Source organism: Flavobacterium sp., assembly GCF_035456085.1.
Taxonomy (GTDB): Bacteria; Bacteroidota; Bacteroidia; order Flavobacteriales; family Flavobacteriaceae; genus Flavobacterium.
This window is the reverse complement of record NZ_DATIDY010000265.1, coordinates 1-18637: the sequence shown is the minus strand read 5'-3', so window position 1 is coordinate 18637 and position 18637 is coordinate 1. Positions and strand designations below refer to the sequence as shown.

Here is an 18637-nt window from a genome sequence, read left to right as displayed (position 1 = left end):
GATAGAATTTCCATTTGTGATTATTGGCGTATTTGAAAATAAGAACTGCTTTCTGTAGTGAATTTGCTGTGATTTTTGATTTTGGTAAATCATTTTCTTGGAATCTTGCCATTATAAAAGTTTTATGATACAAATGTAAGGTTATATGAAGTTGATAACCAAAAAAAACAAAGAGTTTCAACGACTAATAAAAGACTGTTAATGAGTGATAAAAAACAAAATCATTAATTTTTATTTATTTTTTTTGAAATTTTACTTGCAATTCCGAGTTCTAGTTGTATATTTGCACTCGCAATCACGAAATGATAACAGCCTAGTAAAATAGGGCGATTAGCTCAGCTGGTTCAGAGCACCTCGTTTACACCGAGGGGGTCGGGGGTTCGAACCCCTCATCGCCCACTGTGAGGGATAACAGAAATGTTATCCCTCTTTTTTTTGTATATAAGATACCCCTTTTCCTCCATTTTACTGGCATTATGTGAAAATATATCCAACATTGTAGGTGTTCGATAGATACCCTGTTCATAGTATAAATTGCCATCGAACACCATGTTTACAAATTCACGTTTCTTTAAAATGTCTGACTTTGTATAAATGTGTTTAATATCACCCAATAAATCCAGCTTGCTGTCTAAAATATCAAAGGCTTTTCCTTGATTAATACTGAATCTTTCTATTGCAGCAGAAAGTGTTAATATATGATCTGAATAAGTAGAATACCATCTTTCGTAGGTATCCTTGTTTATTTCATCCTTAAACCATTTTTCTTCTACTGCATTTAACAGCTGCAGTACTTCCTCTAGCTCATGTTTTTTGTCTGCTACTTTTTTCTTGTTTGCCTTTATTTCCTGTTCAATTGAGGCGTAACTACCATCTCTTATCTCTTTAATTTGTCTTTCGGGAACGCTCATGAGATCGCAGACGTTTAAGAATTGCTCATGTGCTTTGACAGCACTAATGTTGTTATGCTTTGAATGCTTGCACTTATAATAGTAGAAGTATTTTCCTGATTTACCACGAGAAGGCGCACCAGTAAGCGGAGTTCCACAATGGCATTTTACAACGCCCCGTAGCGGTATTTCATCATCGATAACCACCTTTACTTTATCAACTTTCTTCATTTTGGACTGTACCATTGTCCATGTTGTCTTATCAACTATTGGCTCATGAATGGCTGGAAAAAGACCTCCCGGCAGATCTTTGAACGGTTCAACTCTGACAAGCCCTGCATAAACAGGATTTGCAAGCACACGATCAATAGCCATGTTGCCTTTCCTGTCAAAACCTGATTGATAAGCTATTTCTTTGATTTTATATAATGGCACATCACGCAGATACATATCATAAATTGTTTTGACAATTTTAGCTTCTATCTCATTTACTTCAAGGTGGCGCTGTTTTCCTTCTCCAACCTTACTGTAACCGAAAGGTTTTTCTCTAGTAAGGAAACGACCTTCTTTAGCACGAGCTGTATAGAGTCCGCCACGTACTTTTATACTCCTGTTGATATTGTCTTCTTCAGCTAACAACAATTGTAAGCCTGCTCTGAAAAAGCTTCCCGGCGTATCATAATCAAAGACTATCCCTTCGGTCACGCTGATAATCTGAATACTATATTTTTTTTGGAATTGTTTGACCATGTTCATAGCTTCACCAGCATCCCTGCTAAAGCGGTCAAGCTGGTCTACAAGCAGGTAATCTACCGATTTATAATGTTTAGCAATGAATGCCTGTAATTTTATAAAATCTGGACGGTCAAAAGTCTTAGCGCTTTTACCCCTGTCGATGAAGGAATCCACCAACTGTATATTATTATATTGCAGGTATTGGTCGGTATACAATTCCTGTCTTTCAATCGAGCCATTACTTTGCCCTAACTGACTAAATCTTAAATATCTAATCGCCCTCTTCATATAATTCTTTCAATGTTAATGATACAATAATTTCAATCATTAAATCTACGAATTTTTGTTCTTTTTCCAGTTCTATATCTTCATAATTTTTCAAGATATACTCTTCTATATCAGTATGTTTGATAAATTCCTGTTTCATTCTGCACCTCCTTTTCCTTTTGGTAAAACAATAATTTTTAATATGTCTATGAATTTAATACATCTGATAGTTTAGGATTGATTACAGTCTCACCAAGGAACTCTTTGGCTGGCTTAGTCTCAAAGCAATATTAAAAACAGTTATAAAAAAACAAAGACAATCCCTCCTTATTGTCGGGACAGTCTTTGTTTTTAAAAATAGTTTGTACAGCCAATTTGATGAATCACTCCTATGTCGTGAATCAACAAAAAGGCTAGTGCTTAAAATTGATAGTATGCACTATTTTTTTTTGCGTCTGGCTTTCTTTTTCATTTGGTTGGCAAATAATCCTTCATCATAGTCATCTCCTTTTGCATTAGGTAATAACCCTGCAAAGACTTCAATAAGGCTGTTTTCTTCGTGGCTATAGGACAGATCTTCCTTATCCAAAAAGCCAAACAGATTGTTTGGTTGTTTGACCTCTTGATTTATAGTGGCATCGTTCTTTGAAGCAAGATTTCCCTGTACAGGCTGCTCCATTTTAGTGCCATTATTCCACCAGTCATTGAATACGTTGGCTGAAAGGTTTTTGCCTAATTGTGAACCGTTCCACACGGATTTTGAAGCATGGTCTACAAAGGTGATTCCGTAAACTCGTCCCTCAGTATTTCGTCTTACAACGGTATTAATACCTCGTTCCAACAACCGTTTTTTGAATTCCCTTTCATCCGATGCCGTCTGCAAGGACTTCTCAATGGTAGTCTTAAGCGAAGCTTTGGATGGCTCATTTTTCAACAATTCTCTGGACTTCCCATAGTGTTGTTGAAGTGGAACATATCCTGCCTGTTTACCGAATAGAGAAGACTTAAAGGGATTGCTCGCTTTTTCTCCCTTATCATTTAATGCGAAATATGCCAATCCCTGCCTTGAGATTCCGTTATATTCTCCCTTTACTTCTTCGGCGGTAATATTGAAAAGGGAAAGCAGGGCATTGTATGCTCCGAAACCCTCAAATTTATAGTGTCTTGGCAAATGACGGATTACAGAAGCCATCTGACTCTTTATGTCCCCAGCCTTATAATCAACAGGTTTGAATATTTGATTTTGTGGGTTCTTTTTTTTCTCCACTGCTGATATCAGGCAGAACTCTTTTTCTAATTCTCGACAGACATCCATTGAACGCCTTTTTTCAAATTTATCGGATATTTTCCTGCCTTCTTCATCAACACAAACCGATACAATATGAATATGGGTACGGTCAATATCAGTATGCTTGAATACCACAAAAGGCTGTTCAGCGTAACCCATTTTCTGCATATACTTTTGCGCCAGCTGTTCAAACTGTTCATCACTTACCTTATCCTTCGGATCAGGATTGAGAGATATATGTAATATTGGTTTTTCAGTCTTTCGATTGGCCAGCAGGTACGGTTCAAAAGAACGCAACAGCTGGCTGACGGCATAACTGCCATCAGGAGTCTCAATTATCTTATTAGTATACAAAACCTGCCCGTTTTCCTTTTCCACTTTGAGCTGATTGTACACCAATGCGCCATACAGATTGTTTCCTCTTCCTATTTTAGCTATCATTTTTTCAAGTGTTTTGCTTCAAACTCCTCGGTTAGCTGAATAATCTTTTGGCATAACACCGCCATTTCTGCTGTCTGTTTTTCCAGTTTGTAGAGATAGGCTGCCGCTTTCTTTTCGGAAAAATTCCGGTATAGTATTTTCACCACTTGATTGTAATTTGTTCCTACAGCCCTGAACTGGCTGAATAAAGTGGTCAGACGCATATAGTAATCTATGGCTGCCTTGTCAACCGTTACTGTCGTAATCCCTTTTTGGAAAACACATGCGATAATAAAATGCGCCTTTACTTCCATTAGTGAAGCTTCATAAAGAGAAAGGAATCGTGCATTTTCATCAGCAGTTAGGCTTATGGAATAGCGGTGAACGGCGGGATCTTTCTTGGGATGCCTGCCTCCTTTATGCGGGGTGGTTTTGCCTTTGTCTTCCATAACCATTTTTACTGATTTCGTCTAAATAATTTTAAAACCAATATACTTTATCATTAATGATGGCCTCTGGATATTGCAGAATATGGAAGCATTTGGCTTATTATTTCCGCATGTGGATTTTCACTTTAAGGACAACCTCTGCCAAATAAAGCCATGACAGGACAGTATGCAAGAGTGCCCCGCTTCGGGATTAATTTCATGAAAAACGTGAAATTATGCTCTACAAAGAAACAGTCACCAAGGAAATGTGGGAACTTCTCCAAAGACTCATGAAAGATGAAAAATTGAAAGATTTTAACCTTGTAGGAGGAACAGCTCTCAGCCTAATGATTGGCCATAGATTAAGTATCGATTTGGATCTGTTCACCACGAAAGATTTTGACGAGCAAGCCATACTTACCCATTTAGGAAATCAGCATTCGGTAAAGATCAGGCAGATTCTTGAAAACACCATGCTTTTGGATATAGGCAGTGTCAAGGTAGACATTCTCGCCCATAAATATCCATGGCAGGAACCAATTCGGACTGAAGAAGGTGTACGTCTGGCATCTTTATATGACATCGGTGCCATGAAGCTTCATGCGATCTTTCAAAACGGTACAAGGATCAAGGATTTTGTAGATATGTATTTTCTTTTGGAACACCATCCCCTTAAGACCTATTTAGAAGCTTACCAAAACAAATATGATGGAAATCCTGGACTGGCTGCTCATGCATTACTGGATCATAGCAATATAGACAAAGAAGAAAAAGTCAAACTCATCAAAGGAAAAGAAACCAATTGGTACAAAATGACTCAGCGGTTAAAAAAAGCAGTTTTCAATCCTTCCATTTCATTTTCTGAATCAAAAAATCAAATTCCTCCACCCAATAAAGGTCGTGGATTTAGACGGTAAGCGTTTGAATAAGAAGATAAAAAATTGTATATTTACTACATGGCACGAGTTAAAAAAAATAAGGCAATCCCAAATCTAAACCCAGTATTTTTTTGGGATTTCGACATAGATGCAATGGACTTTGAGAGAGCCTATAAAACTATTATTGCCCGTATCGTAGAGCGTGGAGGACAGGAAGAAATCGACGAAATTGTTCGTTTCTATGGCCTTGAAAAGGTGGTAAAAGCTATTCGTGACGAAATTTATTTTCTCCCTAATTATGCCATTGACAAGGCTTTAAAATTGTTTCCTGAACTTAAAAAGGAAGAGATGTACTGCTATCTTAACCGTAAGGATAAACCCTACCACTGGATCTAGTTTTTAGACTATAAGCCATTCTTACGAACAAATAAATAAAAAGAAAACGAAGTTAGGCCAAGCATTAAACTTAGCAAAAGACTACGGCATAATGTCTTGCTCGTTCCTCACAAGCCACCCTTACGGGACTTATTCCGTTTCCTTTTGCTAAGTTTAATGCCAGCCCTGTTAAATTGCTTTCTTTTTCTTTTTTACGGTTTTTCTGTTTTCTTTTGAATTTATATTTATGGCTTTAAATATGCACATACAGCAATATTTGAAAACTTAAATATTTACTCATGTCCACATTTATATTTATATATAAAAGCGTATGTACATAAATACAGTTTTAAAAGCATATGTATATATTTCAATCTGTAACCATCAACAACTATACTTACATATTTACTTTTGTAAAAGAGTGCGTAACTACATAGCTTTATACTTATAGGGTGACAAGTGTAAATACATAAATATGTAAATACGTAATTAGGTAAGTTTGATTTCCAAACAAAAGTGTGAAAAGCAATCTTAATCCTTATACTTCGATGAATATACTGGTCTGAGAATTGAAATCGAACGCTTTTAAATTAATTTATTGAATTAATTTTGCTTCCAGTTTAGCTATATCAAAAAAAGGGCATCAAGCCCTTTCAATTAAAACCACATCTAATAATATTTTCGCAGGAAAATAGCAAGTTGTGTTTTGAGATGCTTAAAATGAATTCAGCATCTCAAAACAACTTGCCCTTGCAGGGTGCTGGAAAACACCTCCGAAGTCGCTATGTTTTTTAAAATTATAAATAAAGATTGTAGTTAGCACTATTCACTTATCTCTTTGATCTTGTTAAAAATTTGAGAGTAAGCCACCTTCAATAATCCAATTAATTAACAATTTTATACATTTCGGATTTTTGGAAATAAATTTTTCTAAATGCTCTCAATTAGGACTATAAAATTTAAGTTTATTTTAAAATCCTACACTCTATATATTTAATTTTCACAAAGTGTTATAAAAACATCTTGTTTTGAGAAAATAGTATTACAAAATAGAAAACTAAACATTTATTTTTGAGAAAAAAAATACAAAAAAATATTAATTATTAAGAAAAAGCTTCTAAAGCTGCTTATTTTAATTGAAAATTTTACAACTAATAAAAAAATCTACATCGTTATAAGTTAGATTTTAATAATTAAATATTTCTCAAAATATCAAAATTAATTTTATGCCCTATAAAAAATACTGTCTTCGCTTCTTTCTACTTTTCATTGTAATATTACAAATAAATTGTAAAAAAAATAAAACATTTGAGACCAATTTAAGTGAAAATTCGAATGGCAAAACATTGGTTGAAAAAACTAGTGAATATCCCGAGTTAAAAATTGCATTAGAGCACTATAAGGCTCCAAAGGATTCGCTAAAAAGAAAGGCCTTGGTTTTTTTAATAAATAATCTCGAAAACAAAATGGAATTGACTTCAATGGCTGATAAGGAGATTTTACCAATTTATGAGAAAATGTACCTGTCAAGTTTATCAGACACATTTGATTTTAATAAAAAATATAAGTCTAAAATTATTTTTAAAACTTCTAAAATAGTTGATTTAGGAGTTCATTTGATTAAGGCAGATGAATTGATTGAGAATATTGATTTAGCTTTTGAAGCATATCAATTCCCTTGGGCAAAGAAAACTTCTTTTAGGGATTTCTGTGAATTTGTTTTGCCTCACAGAATTTTGAATGAACCTATGTCGCATTGGCGCAAGTTTTATTTAAAGAAAAACGAAAAATTAATTGAGTATCTTTTAAAGAATAAAATTAATGACCCTACAACTGTTTGTGAAATTTTAAATGACAGCTTGATAAAAAAATATAAATTTTACGATAACCTTGAAGTACCTTATACTAATCTTATAGGGCTATATCAAAACCCAATAGGTAAATGTGTACAGCGATACCTATTATATACTGCATTGGCAAGAAGTATTGGATTACCAGTTGCAATTGATTTCACGCCACAATATGGTAATTATCCAGGATCACACAGTTGGGTTACTCTAGTTCAAAAAAATAAATTTTCTTTTAACGCTGGTGAAAAATGGGAACCCTCTACATTTGGAGGGGTCAAATATTTTAGAAATGTTTATTCTAATTCTCAAAAAAACACATCTGAAAAAAGTCCATTGTCGAATCCTAATGTAATAGATGTTAGTAAAGAGTATGTGGATAGAAATATAGGTAATTTAATATTAGAGTTAAATCAGCCTGTATCAAAAGAAATATATTTATTTGCTTTTGGACTAGGTAAAGAGTTTGTTTGTTTGCAAAAAGGACAAATTAAAGAATCAAAAGTAATTTTCAAGAATGTATCTTACTGCGAATCAATTTTGTTTCTTGGTTATTACGATGGTCTTGATGTAATTCCAATAGAAAACCCATTCATAATGCATAACTGGACAAAAAATTTAACCTTTTTAATTCCGACAAAAAATACAGTCAGAAACATTCGACTATATCGAAAATATCCTATGAATAACTTTGTAGAAGATATTTTTTACAATGAACTTATAGGAGCTAAAATTCAAGGTTCAAATTTTAAAGATTTTAGAGCTAAAAAAGATGTTTTCCTTTTTAAAGGATATCCTGTAAATACTGATAAAGTTGAATTTAAAAATAACTTCAATTTCAATTATTATAGATATCTACCAAATACAGCAGGTCAAATAAATTTAGCTGAATTGCAATTTATTTTTAGCGACGATAAAGAAAAGCAAAATTTGAAAAATTATTATCAATTTGATTCACAGTTTAAAAAAATTAAATACTTATGTGATAATAGTATCGAAACATATTATACTTCATCGTCAAAAAAAAATTGGATAGGAATCGATAGGTCTAAAAGTAAATTTAAAAATTTAAAAGCAGTAAAAGTAATTCCTAGAAATACATGTAATCTAATTGAAAGAGATAATACTTATGAGTTGTTTTATTTTGACTTTGGATGGAAAAGTTTGAGTTCAAAAACCGCTAAAGATTCATTTATAGATTTTGCAAGTGTACCTAATAATTGTTTGTTTTTATTGAAAAACTTATCACAGGGATCTCAGGAAAGAATTTTTATTTATGAAAAGGAGAACGAGACCTATTCAAAGCAAATTTTTTGGTAAATGCTCGTACTATTGCTAATTCTCATTTGAGATATTATTTAAAAATTTTATACCTGATTAAAAAATAGACTATTTTGATTAACCCAATTACAGAAGCATTAAATTCAATAAAAGATAACAAAAGCCGAAGTATTCTTTCGAGTTTAGGTGTTATTTGGGGTATTTTTATTTTAATCCTTTTACTGGGAGTAGGGAATGGATTTAAAGACGGGATATTTCAATTATTCAACTCTTTTGCTAAAAATAGTCTCTGGATTTATGGAGGACAAGTGTCAGAAACGGATTTGAAAAAATCGGCTGCTGAAAAACTTATAGTTTTTGATATCAAAGATATTATTATAATCAAAGATAGATTTAAATCTATTGAAGCAATATCACCAGAGTTAAATTATGCAGGAAATACATTGACAAGCCACGAGCAAAATATAACATATCCACAAATTAAGGGAGTTTTACCTGATTATTTCAATGTAAAAATAATAAAGACGGATGAAGGAAGATTGATAAATGTATTAGACAATAAAGAATACAGAAGGATCGCGATGATTGGCAAACAAGTTGCTGATGTGTTATTTCCAAATGAAAAACCCATTGGTAAGGCCATAAATATTGCAGGTACCTATTTTACGATAATTGGTGTTATCGAGAAAGGATCCATTTTTACACAAAATGAGCAAAATGTAATATACATCCCTTACAATACATTTTATGACTGCTTCAATCAGGGTCAGAAGTTTAATACATTTATTATATCTCTTTCAAAAAAGACAGATGCGTCTATTTTTGAAAATGAAATAACATCATTTCTGTCTAAATTAAAGGGTTTTAGTAGTAAAGACAAAAAAGCAATATTCATCTTGAATTTTGAAAATCAAGTCAAGGCATTTGATAAATTGTTTACAGGAATTAATGTTTTTATGTGGTTTATAGGCTCTTGTCTTTTATTGAGTGGTATTGTTGGCATTAGTAACATAATGTTTGTTATAGTAAAAGAACGGACTTTTGAAATTGGAATTCGAAAAGCGGTAGGGGCCAAACAAAAATCAATAATTTGGTTAATACTATCAGAGTCAATTGTTATTACATCATCAGCAGGTATCGTAGGTCTTTTTTTAGGTTTTTTGTTTATCCAATTAATAAATTGTGCATTAAGTTCTTTTTTTAATGATAAAGATTCAATATTTACTAGTGCGAATGTAGATTTTCCAGTAATCATTTTTTGTTTGATAATCTTAATCTTTTCGGGTTTTTTATCGGGTTTTTTACCCGCAAAAAAAGCGGCTAAAATTGATCCTATAGAAGCATTAAGGCAGTAAATAAAACAACTATTTAACATACAATTTTAATAATGAAGTTTTCAAATATATTTTTAGTACTACTTATAGCAACAATTTTGGGGCTTATTATTTGGAATAATGCCAAAGAGAATGACAAATCATTACTTATAAAAACGGAAAAACCATTTATTACAACAATAGAACAAAAAAGAGTTATTCCGGGGAACTTATATCCATTAACCGAAATTGATATTAAATCTCCAATTTCGGGAACATTGGATAAAGTATTTGTTGAAATTGGCGATAAAGTTAATATAGGAGACAAAATAGCCCAAATTAAATTAGTTCCAGACGCATCAAAACTAGAGTCAGCAAAGAGTAATTTAATTTCAACTGAAATTAATTTTGAAAATCAACAAAAGAATTTTGCACGTAACAAAATACTTTTTGATAAGCAGATTATTGCTCCAACTGAATTTGAAAATCACAAAAAAGAATATGAATTAAGTAAGGAACAATATTTATCTGCAAAAAATCAACTAATGCTTATTGAAGAAGGTTTTGTAAAAAACACTACTATTTCTAATGTTGTTAGAGCAACAGCAGCAGGAACTATCATTGATTTACCCCTTAAAGAAGGTTCGTCAATAACAGAGCGAAACAATTTTAATGATGGTACAACAATCGCCATTGTAGCAAGGCTTGACACCTTTGTTTTTAAAGGTAATGTTAACGAAACAGATATGATTTATTTGCATCAAGGAATGAAACTAAAGCTCAGCTTTAATGCCTATAAAAATCAAATACGGGAAGCTATTGTTAATAAAATTTCGTCAAAAGGAATCAGCGAACAAGGTGTTATGAAATATTATGTCGAAGCTAAATTTGATTTAAAAAATGACTCTCTTGTAATCCGTTCAGGATATACTGCTAATGCGGAAATGATTTTAAAAAGAAAGAAAAATGTTCTGGCTATAAAAGAAAAATTCCTGGAATTTCAAAACGATTCGACTTATGTTACAGTCATTAATAAAGAAAACAAAGAAGAAAAACGGTTGTTAACGACTGGACTATCCGATGGGTTTAACATCGAGATACTAAAAGGTTTGAGAAAAAACGAAAAATTTAAAACAATCGAAGACTAACACAATGAAAACAACAGCAAGAATATTGATTATTATACTTTTGATTGTTAGCCATTTTATTGTCACAGCACTTTTTGTGTGGTCGTCTGCTATTTTATATTTGGTTGTTACACTGCTATCTATTGTATCTGTAATTCAATTTTGGAAGAGTGAAAAATTACTTAAAATAAGCATTCCAGAAATTTTGCTTTCACTATTTGTTTTTTATGTGTGTTTAAATAACGTATTTAATGGAACTTTATTGGGAAATGGTAGCCTATTTAACTATCTGATTTTCTGTCTGCTCTATTTTTCTTTTGTGTTTTTATACAATAGTGATAAGGGGATTGTTAGATTTATGTTTTTGGGCTTGTTTGCTGGATTCTCACTAGAACTGATCGTAGGTTATGGTCAATTGTTTGGCGTTATTCCAAATGTTGATTCTAAATTTGTTATGGGTGGTTTGTTCGGAAATCCGGGTGCTTTTGCAGGCTATTTAGCTATTTTTTCCACATTTCTATTGGCAGTTGTTTGTTTTTATAAAGACCTATTTAAATCTGAAAACTTTCTGTTTGCCATTTTATTTAGCTTTTTTTGCGCTATATGTCTTATTATTTTATGTGATTCTCGTGGTGCATGGTTGGCTATTTGTATCAGTTTTTCATTTATTTTGAATCAAAAATATAGGTTTACTAATACAATTCAAAGTTTGTTGAAGACTAAAGGTTCTAAAATAATCACAAGTGTTCTTCTATTGGTTACTATTACTGTTGTTAGCATTGCACTGTTTCATTATAAAAAAGAATCTGCTCAAGGGCGTTTACTCATTTGGAAAATCAGTAAAGATATGATTATTAAGAACCCTTTATTTGGGAGTGGTTCTGGATCTTTTGGAACAGATTATGGCAAAATACAAGCTTCTTATTTCTTGAATAATAAATTTTCAGAAAACGAAGTACGGCTTGCCGATTATGTTACTTGTGCTTATAATGAGTTTCTAGAAATGGTTATAGAATTGGGAATTATTGGACTTTTACTGTTTGTAGCCATTCTCTATTTTGCATTAGCAAAACAACAAAACGAGAATAGTACAAAATATAACATCGCAGCAAAAGCATCATTAATTGCATTGCTAGTTTTGAGTACTGTATCCTATCCTTTTAATATCTTACCTATTATGTTACTTTTTGTAATTTGTCTATTTGTTATTTTCAGAACAGAACAGTATAAGACATTTACAATATCAAAACACAACAAATTGCTAGTATCTATTTGGTTTTTAGCCGTCTTAGCTTTAACTTATTTTGGTAGCAGACAAGTATATGGAATGTATTATTTCACGAATGGATATGCTAAAGTTTTAAAGAACGATTTGAAGAACGGAATAAATGATTATAAAAAAGCGAATCTCTTTTTAAACAACAGTGGTGAATTCCAGTTTTATTACGGAGCGGCTTTGTATTTAAATCACGATTACCAAGTAAGTATTATTCATTTAAAAAAAGCAGTACGTCTAAACAGTGACCCACATGCTTTTTTAATCTTAGGGAATGCTCTACAAAAAAACAAACAGTACAACCAGGCAGAGCAAGCCTACCTTATGGTTACAGGTATAACTCCCGCAAAATTGTACCCAAAATACCTATTGACAAAATTATATATAGATATGCAACAAGTAGATAAAGCCTTAAAAATGGCTAAAGCTATTATGAAAGCAAAAGAAAAAAAAACCACAACAGCTGGTACTGAAATAAAAACAAAAATAAAAATATTGATCGATCGATATAGTAAACCAAATGTGAAATCCTTAAAAAAAAGCTTATGAGTATATAAAAAAAACATCAGAATTTTACAATTGCCTAGCAAGGGCTAAACAATAATTTTAATCAATTTTATAAACATTAAATTTTACAACAATGAAAACAAATAAAAAAGCAGTTTTAGGTTTTGCAGTAGCTATGGTTTTTTCGTTAGCTTTTATGCAAGCAAATAGTATGAAGAGTACAAAACAGGATATTAGTGTGCAACAGGTTTCAGTTGGAGCTGGTTATATGGCTGGTGCATCTGAAGGTGGTGCATCAGGCGGCTGGGTTGCTGTCTCAGCAATGACTGGGGGATATGCAACCACTGTTGGTGGTGGCTTAGCAACTACATGGTTTGTATCAGGTACTAATCCTGCCGGTTGGGTAGCATGGACATCTGTGGGCGTAGCCGCACTCTAAATGATTTAGTTTAAATTTTATTATTAATAACAAAGAGTAACAGTTTAGACTTTACTCTTTGTTATGTTATTTATTAACTTAAAAATTCTCTAAAATGAATACTAACAATAAAAATTCAAGCACTAAAACATATTATATAAATGCAGTTTTTACCGTATTTACCTGTTTTATAATTACAGCTTTCTTAACTGGAAAAATAATAGATATCCCGCAGGAAAAACAGGAAGCTGGTATCGTAAGTGCAATTGGTGTTACAATAATCATGATAATAATGTTTTTTTTAACATTACTTGCTCATCTATTAAATAATAAAAATAAAAAATTAAATGAATAATTCAAGTTAAAAGTAATAGTGTTATCTCTTATATTTAAATAAAAAAAAATCATAGGAATGCTCAGTATTGTTTTAAGAACAATTCCTTTCTATATAATTTTCTTTATTTACTGATTTTTCTTAATAGTCTTATATGCGTGTTTTCTTGGAAATTTATTATAAAAGTATATGAACACAATAGAATTATTTTTAGAAGAAAAAATAAAAATAAAAATTTTAATTTGAAAAATAATGTCACACTATAACAATTTCATAGGAGCAAAAAGAATGTTTTGGCTCTTTCTGCTCTTATCCTTTCTACTTTGGGTATTACCTTTTATAATTCGGTTATTTTTTATAAATGTTGTAGAAATTAAAATATCTTCTTCAAAGAGTATAGATATAGTTAGTAAAATAACAACTCATGCTTTGAAAAATGATACTTCATCAGTATTTTGTCTAATTTTCATAAACAATCTAAAATGTTGTCTCATAAATATTGGCGGTGGTATAATGCTAGGAGTAGCTACTGCATCAAATCTAATAATGAATGGATTTTTTGCTGCGGATACTTTTGCTACCATTCATAAAAACGGCATGGGGATAGGTCAGATATTAAAACATACATTACCACATTGTTTTGAACTACTAGGTATTTGGCTCTCAGGGGCTATTGGTTTTAGTATAGCAAAACTGATAATTGATTTTATGAGAGGAAAAGATTTTCCAAATAGCGATCATTTCAAGTTTTTAGGTAAGTTTTCTTTACTAATATTATTAATCATTTTATCTGCTGCTTTTGTTGAGGCTTACATTAGTATGTCATCTATTGTATAATGATTAATCTAAATAAAAAGTTCAAAATGAAACTCTAAACTATATCATAAGAATAGCTGAGGAAATAATTGATTGTTGTAATTCAATTAATTCATCAGACAAATTTCAAAATACTCTATTTCATACCAACGAAAGAATTATTGGCATGACATTAACTATTGACTTAAAATTTATTTTGACCTCACATTTGTTATATTAGTCAAATTGAACAAAACAAAAGTTACAAAACTTATTTATTTTGAAGCAGTTAATACTTTAATAAGTTAGTTTTAAATAAAACAAAACAGGAGAAATTATCGATAATTCCCTGAAACAAATGAAAGGGAGATTAGAAGGTAATTGATATTGGAGTAACAGTAACAATATTTTAACCTTCGCCCTTAATTTATTAATTAATAGAAAAAAAAATGATAAAAAGAATAATAAATCCTGAAAACATATCATCCTTTTGGATAATGGGCATAATGTTAATTTATGGATTACTATTAGCTGAATATACATATCTTCTAAATTTAAAAACAATTACAATTCAAAATTTAGGGCTTATATCTAATCCTATTTTTAATTATGTCCAATCTTTTAGTTTTATAATGACTCTTTTGATAGTTATTGTGATTTGGTTAATATCTAGTTTTTTGTTTCATCTGTTTGCTATTTTGTTAGGAGGAGAAGCAAATTTTAAAGATTTTCAAAAATATACTGGACTATGTTACATATTGCCTTCCATCGGTTTTTGCGTAGTGTTTGTTTTATTTAACAGTATTGTTTTTCCTAAAGAAGACCTACAAGAATTTTTTATTTCCAATAAATCTATGATTCTCATTAATTGGATAATTTCCATTAGTTCTACGCTTTGTTTTATCCTTCCCATTTTTATTATCAAGTATTTGTATAAAATCAATTGGCTAAAAGCTGTTGGTGCTATTGTAATACCAATCGGTTCTATTTATTTATTAGGTCAGTTTTTTGGGGATTATGTTTTGTGAAAAATAAAGTACTGATACAGACGATAGTGAATAAGCCTATTTGAGTATACTTTCTGGTTTTGATGAAATTGAAAAAATAAATTGCAGCTCACGTAAAAAGGGATAATTCGTTTGAGAGGTGGAATGGTAAAATGCGACTCAACAAAATAGGTTTATTAGGTTAAGCGATTAAAAATAAAAAAAAATGAAATACCTATTCAAAACCATTTTACTGGTAGCACTGTTTCCAATAATAACTATTGGACAAGAATTAAAAGAAACCGATTCGATTCCTATCGATCCCACTGTAAAAATTGGAAAACTCAAAAACGGTCTGACCTATTATATTCGGAAAAACGGAAAGCCCGAAAATAAAGTAGATTTAAGACTCGTTGTCAATGCCGGATCTATTCTTGAAGATGATAATCAACAAGGTCTAGCCCACTTTATGGAACACATGAATTTTAATGGTACCAAGCATTTTCCTAAAAACAAACTGGTAGATTATTTACAAACAATAGGCGTAAAATTTGGACAACATTTGAACGCCTATACAAGTTTCGACGAAACTGTATATTTTCTTCCTATTCCTTCGGACAGCCCCGAAAAACTAGAAAATGGCTTCAATATTATTGAAGATTGGGCCTTTAATGCCAACTTGACTCCCGAAGATATAGAAAAAGAAAGAGGAGTTGTGCTGGAAGAATATCGATTAGGCCTTGGAGCTGACGCAAGAATGCGAGATAAATACTGGTCGAAACTATTTTACAAATCCAAATACGCAGAGCGAATGCCGATTGGTAAAAAAGAAATTTTAGCACATTTTAAAGCCGACGAAATCATACGTTTTTATAAAGATTGGTATCGTCCCGATTTAATGAGTGTTATTGTTGTAGGCGATATTGATGTCAATCTAATGGAGCAAAAAATAAAAGCACATTTTGAAAATCATGGAAATCCAAAAAATGAGAAAAAACGAATATTATCTGATGTTCCCAATCATTCCGAAACCTTTGTAGCCATAGAAAGTGATAAAGAGGCAACCAATACAATGGTCAGTTTAATTTATAAAGATAGTGGATTGCCAGAAAAAACAAAAACAGTAGGTCAATATAAAAAGAAATTAACCGAGGGTATAATAGCTACGATGTTAAACACTCGTTTTTATGAATTAACAAACGCTCCTACACCTCCTTTCACTTACGGATATTCTTTTCATGGAGTATTAAACAGAGCCAAAGACACCTATCAATCAGTAGCAATGGTGCAAGAAGACAAACAATTATCTGGCCTCAAAGTATTGATTAATGAAAATGAAAGAGCCAAAAAATATGGATTTACCCAAGCTGAACTTGATAGGGCAAAAGCAAGTACTAAGGCTTCTTATGATGCGACCTATAACGAACGTGATAAACAAAATTCGGATAGTTATGTAGGACAATATCAATCTAATTTTTTAACCCAAACGCCTATTCCTAGTATAGAGTGGGCTGCTAAAACTACCGAAAAATTATTACAAGCCATTAATTTGATGGACATAAATACTTTGATGAAAGATTATGTCAAAGAAGAAAATAGAGTCGTCGTAATTACAGCACCCGAAAAAGAAGGTCTCAAAAAAGTTACCGAACAAGAAGTTTTGAATACCCTTAAAGTGAATCCCGATGAAATAACCCCTTCTGCAGAAAAAAAAGTTGTTACCAGCTTATTGAGAAATGAAGTAAAACCAGGTACTATCATAAAAAAAGAAACCAATACTAAAATGGATACTACAACATTTTTTTTGTCTAATGGAGCAAAGGTTGTTTACAAAAAAACCAATTTTCAAAATGCCGATATTATTATGGAAGGCATCAGTTTTGGAGGGACCAATTTGTATTCGGATGATGAACTAAAAAAGACACAATTGGCAAACTTTGGTTTGACACAAGCCGGTTTTTCAGGAATGAATCTTAACGAAATCAGTCAATTTATGGCTGGTAAAATTGCATCTGCCAATCCTTATATATCAGATATAACAGAAGGAATAAAAGGTAGTGCGACTGCCGATAATTTTGAATACCTATTCCAAATTATTCATGCCTATTTTACCGACTTAAATCTTGATCAAGAAGCATTTGATGGTTTTAAACAAAAAATGGATTCCTATTTAAAAAACATAGCCTCACAGCCCAACGTGTATTTTCAACAAGAATTTGACTCTTTTTTAAACAAAAACAACCCAAGATATATCGGAATCCCAAATGAGGCAACATGGAAACAAACTGATTACACTCTAGCCTATAACAAATACAAAGAACGTTTTGCCAATGCTGCCGATTTTGAATTCTATTTTGTAGGTAACGTAGAGGACAAAATAATAGAAAATTTCTCGTGTAAATATTTAGCCTCACTGCCTTCGAATAATGACAAACATGAAAAAGCAGTCGATTCAAAATACAAATGGATCAAAGGTGATTTAAAAAAAGTAGTCAACAAAGGTACCGACCCTAAAAGTACAGTAACTATTAATTATTATGGATATACAAAATATTCTGGTAAAGAAGCATTAGCCCTAAAAGCACTTGGCGAAATCCTTGCCATAAAATTAACAGAGGAACTAAGGGAAAATGAAAGCGAAGTATATGGCATTAATACCCAGGGAAGCATTAATAAAATACCAGCCGGAAAATATAATTTTACAATTGGATTTCCATGCGGTCCAGAAAACGTCGAAAAATTAATAGCCTCTGCCTTAAAAGAATTGCAAAAAATAACAGACAACGGCCCCGAAGATAAAGACCTGAAAAAATTCAAAGAAGCTGAATTGCTTGAATACAAAAAGAACAGCAAAGAAAATTGGTTTTGGCTCAATAACTTTACGGGATCATTTATAAATGGCGAAAGTGCCGAAGAAGTTTTTAATACCGAAGCGAAAATTAACAAAATTACCGCAAAAGACATCCAAAAAGTAGCCCAAAAATATTTAACTAAAGACAAAACAATAGGTATTTTGATGCCCGAAACGAAATAACGGAGGCTTTCTCTATTGACCTTCTAAAAAAGGAAATTAAAAGATTATATGTTAAGATCCAGAATTGTCAATTAAAATTTGACAACTTGTTAGGATTTATAATAATATTGATTGTTAATGCATTAAATATGTTATAGAATAAAAAATAAAGCAAATTAATCGAACCATAAAAAGTCTGTAAAATTACCACCTCGCAGATTAATATAATATACTTGTGATCATGGAGGGATTTGAACCATCCAGAAACCTACTTTAGATTATCCAAAAAAGTCAAAATTCGTATTAGGTGTTCGATTCTGAACCCTAGTACTCCACACAAAGACAAACAACGCCATTGGGAGACAATGGCGTTTTTGTTTTCACATTTATACTATTTTAGGTTTTCAAAAAACGTCAAAATTGGTATTAAGTGTTCGATTACTGTCCCTGAGAGCCCAC

15 protein-coding genes and 1 tRNA gene are annotated in these 18637 nt (G+C 31.8%); 12 read left to right on the top strand and 4 right to left on the bottom strand.

Going from position 1 to position 18637, the window contains the following annotated elements; genetic code table 11:
* Nucleotides 1-324 precede the first annotated feature (324 nt).
* A tRNA-Val gene (locus VLC96_RS18935) sits at nt 325-399 on the top strand.
* On the opposite strand, the gene VLC96_RS18930 is transcribed toward VLC96_RS18935, so the two are convergent.
* From VLC96_RS18930 to mobA, 4 genes are all read right to left on the bottom strand, one after another.
* Nucleotides 390-1913: a recombinase family protein gene (locus VLC96_RS18930; RefSeq protein WP_325265423.1), complete on the bottom strand. Its 1524-nt coding sequence runs from the start codon at nt 1911-1913 to the stop codon at nt 390-392. The genes VLC96_RS18935 and VLC96_RS18930 overlap by 10 nt on opposite strands.
* Nucleotides 1897-2052: a hypothetical protein gene (locus VLC96_RS18925; protein ID WP_325265422.1), complete on the bottom strand. Its 156-nt coding sequence runs from the start codon at nt 2050-2052 to the stop codon at nt 1897-1899. Before VLC96_RS18925 ends, VLC96_RS18930 begins: the two co-directional genes overlap by 17 nt.
* A gap of 279 nt (nt 2053-2331) precedes the next feature.
* A complete protein-coding gene (gene mobB, locus VLC96_RS18920; protein WP_325265421.1) occupies nt 2332-3621 on the bottom strand; it encodes a conjugal transfer protein MobB in 1290 nt (429 codons plus the stop codon).
* Nucleotides 3618-4049 (bottom strand): conjugal transfer protein MobA, encoded by a 432-nt coding sequence (gene mobA, locus VLC96_RS18915; RefSeq protein WP_325265420.1) that lies wholly within the window; start codon nt 4047-4049, stop codon nt 3618-3620. The genes mobB and mobA overlap by 4 nt, the downstream gene beginning before the upstream one ends.
* Nucleotides 4050-4264: 215 nt before the next feature.
* Here mobA and VLC96_RS18910 point away from each other — a divergent pair, with 215 nt between their 5' ends.
* From VLC96_RS18910 to VLC96_RS18860, 11 genes are all read left to right on the top strand, one after another.
* Nucleotides 4265-4945, top strand: coding sequence for a nucleotidyl transferase AbiEii/AbiGii toxin family protein (locus tag VLC96_RS18910; protein ID WP_325265419.1), 681 nt, complete (start codon nt 4265-4267; stop codon nt 4943-4945).
* A 39-nt stretch (nt 4946-4984) separates the two neighbouring features.
* Nucleotides 4985-5302 carry a DUF6922 domain-containing protein gene (locus VLC96_RS18905; RefSeq protein WP_325265417.1) on the top strand — a complete coding sequence of 106 codons (318 nt, stop codon included), beginning with the start codon at nt 4985-4987 and terminating at the stop codon, nt 5300-5302.
* 1412 nt (nt 5303-6714) lie between these two features.
* Nucleotides 6715-8448, top strand: coding sequence for a hypothetical protein (locus VLC96_RS18900; protein ID WP_325265415.1), 1734 nt, complete (start codon nt 6715-6717; stop codon nt 8446-8448).
* A gap of 74 nt (nt 8449-8522) precedes the next feature.
* A complete protein-coding gene (locus VLC96_RS18895; protein WP_325265414.1) occupies nt 8523-9764 on the top strand; it encodes an ABC transporter permease in 1242 nt (413 codons plus the stop codon).
* Nucleotides 9765-9796: 32 nt separating this feature from the next.
* On the top strand, nt 9797-10870 hold the full coding sequence (locus tag VLC96_RS18890) for an efflux RND transporter periplasmic adaptor subunit (protein WP_325265412.1): 1074 nt from the start codon (nt 9797-9799) through the stop codon (nt 10868-10870).
* 4 nt (nt 10871-10874) lie between these two features.
* Nucleotides 10875-12674 carry an O-antigen ligase family protein gene (locus VLC96_RS18885; RefSeq protein ID WP_325265410.1) on the top strand — a complete coding sequence of 600 codons (1800 nt, stop codon included), beginning with the start codon at nt 10875-10877 and terminating at the stop codon, nt 12672-12674.
* Nucleotides 12675-12765: 91 nt separating this feature from the next.
* Entirely contained in the window at nt 12766-13071 is a 306-nt protein-coding gene (locus VLC96_RS18880) for a hypothetical protein (protein ID WP_325265409.1), read from the top strand.
* Between the two features lie 94 nt (nt 13072-13165).
* Nucleotides 13166-13405, top strand: a complete 240-nt coding sequence (locus tag VLC96_RS18875) for a hypothetical protein (RefSeq protein WP_325265407.1) — start codon at nt 13166-13168, stop codon at nt 13403-13405.
* Nucleotides 13406-13636: 231 nt separating this feature from the next.
* A complete protein-coding gene (locus tag VLC96_RS18870; protein WP_325265406.1) occupies nt 13637-14221 on the top strand; it encodes a stage II sporulation protein M in 585 nt (194 codons plus the stop codon).
* A gap of 407 nt (nt 14222-14628) precedes the next feature.
* A complete protein-coding gene (locus tag VLC96_RS18865; protein ID WP_325265404.1) occupies nt 14629-15207 on the top strand; it encodes a hypothetical protein in 579 nt (192 codons plus the stop codon).
* A 184-nt stretch (nt 15208-15391) separates the two neighbouring features.
* Nucleotides 15392-18199 carry a M16 family metallopeptidase gene (locus VLC96_RS18860; protein ID WP_325265402.1) on the top strand — a complete coding sequence of 936 codons (2808 nt, stop codon included), beginning with the start codon at nt 15392-15394 and terminating at the stop codon, nt 18197-18199.
* Nucleotides 18200-18637: the final 438 nt, after the last annotated feature.

Excerpts from the sequence above, each read along its gene's own strand:
- VLC96_RS18905 (WP_325265417.1), top strand. The coding sequence starts at position 4,985 with ATGGCACGAGTTAAAAAAAATAAGGCAATCCCAAATCTAAACCCAGTA.
- VLC96_RS18930 (WP_325265423.1), bottom strand. The coding sequence starts at position 1,913 with ATGAAGAGGGCGATTAGATATTTAAGATTTAGTCAGTTAGGGCAAAGT.
- mobA (WP_325265420.1), bottom strand. The coding sequence starts at position 4,049 with ATGGAAGACAAAGGCAAAACCACCCCGCATAAAGGAGGCAGGCATCCC.
- mobB (WP_325265421.1), bottom strand. The coding sequence starts at position 3,621 with ATGATAGCTAAAATAGGAAGAGGAAACAATCTGTATGGCGCATTGGTG.
- VLC96_RS18870 (WP_325265406.1), top strand. The coding sequence starts at position 13,637 with ATGTCACACTATAACAATTTCATAGGAGCAAAAAGAATGTTTTGGCTC.
- VLC96_RS18885 (WP_325265410.1), top strand. The coding sequence starts at position 10,875 with ATGAAAACAACAGCAAGAATATTGATTATTATACTTTTGATTGTTAGC.
- VLC96_RS18880 (WP_325265409.1), top strand. The coding sequence starts at position 12,766 with ATGAAAACAAATAAAAAAGCAGTTTTAGGTTTTGCAGTAGCTATGGTT.
- VLC96_RS18860 (WP_325265402.1), top strand. The coding sequence starts at position 15,392 with ATGAAATACCTATTCAAAACCATTTTACTGGTAGCACTGTTTCCAATA.
- VLC96_RS18910 (WP_325265419.1), top strand. The coding sequence starts at position 4,265 with ATGCTCTACAAAGAAACAGTCACCAAGGAAATGTGGGAACTTCTCCAA.
- VLC96_RS18925 (WP_325265422.1), bottom strand. The coding sequence starts at position 2,052 with ATGAAACAGGAATTTATCAAACATACTGATATAGAAGAGTATATCTTG.
- VLC96_RS18890 (WP_325265412.1), top strand. The coding sequence starts at position 9,797 with ATGAAGTTTTCAAATATATTTTTAGTACTACTTATAGCAACAATTTTG.
- VLC96_RS18865 (WP_325265404.1), top strand. The coding sequence starts at position 14,629 with ATGATAAAAAGAATAATAAATCCTGAAAACATATCATCCTTTTGGATA.
- VLC96_RS18875 (WP_325265407.1), top strand. The coding sequence starts at position 13,166 with ATGAATACTAACAATAAAAATTCAAGCACTAAAACATATTATATAAAT.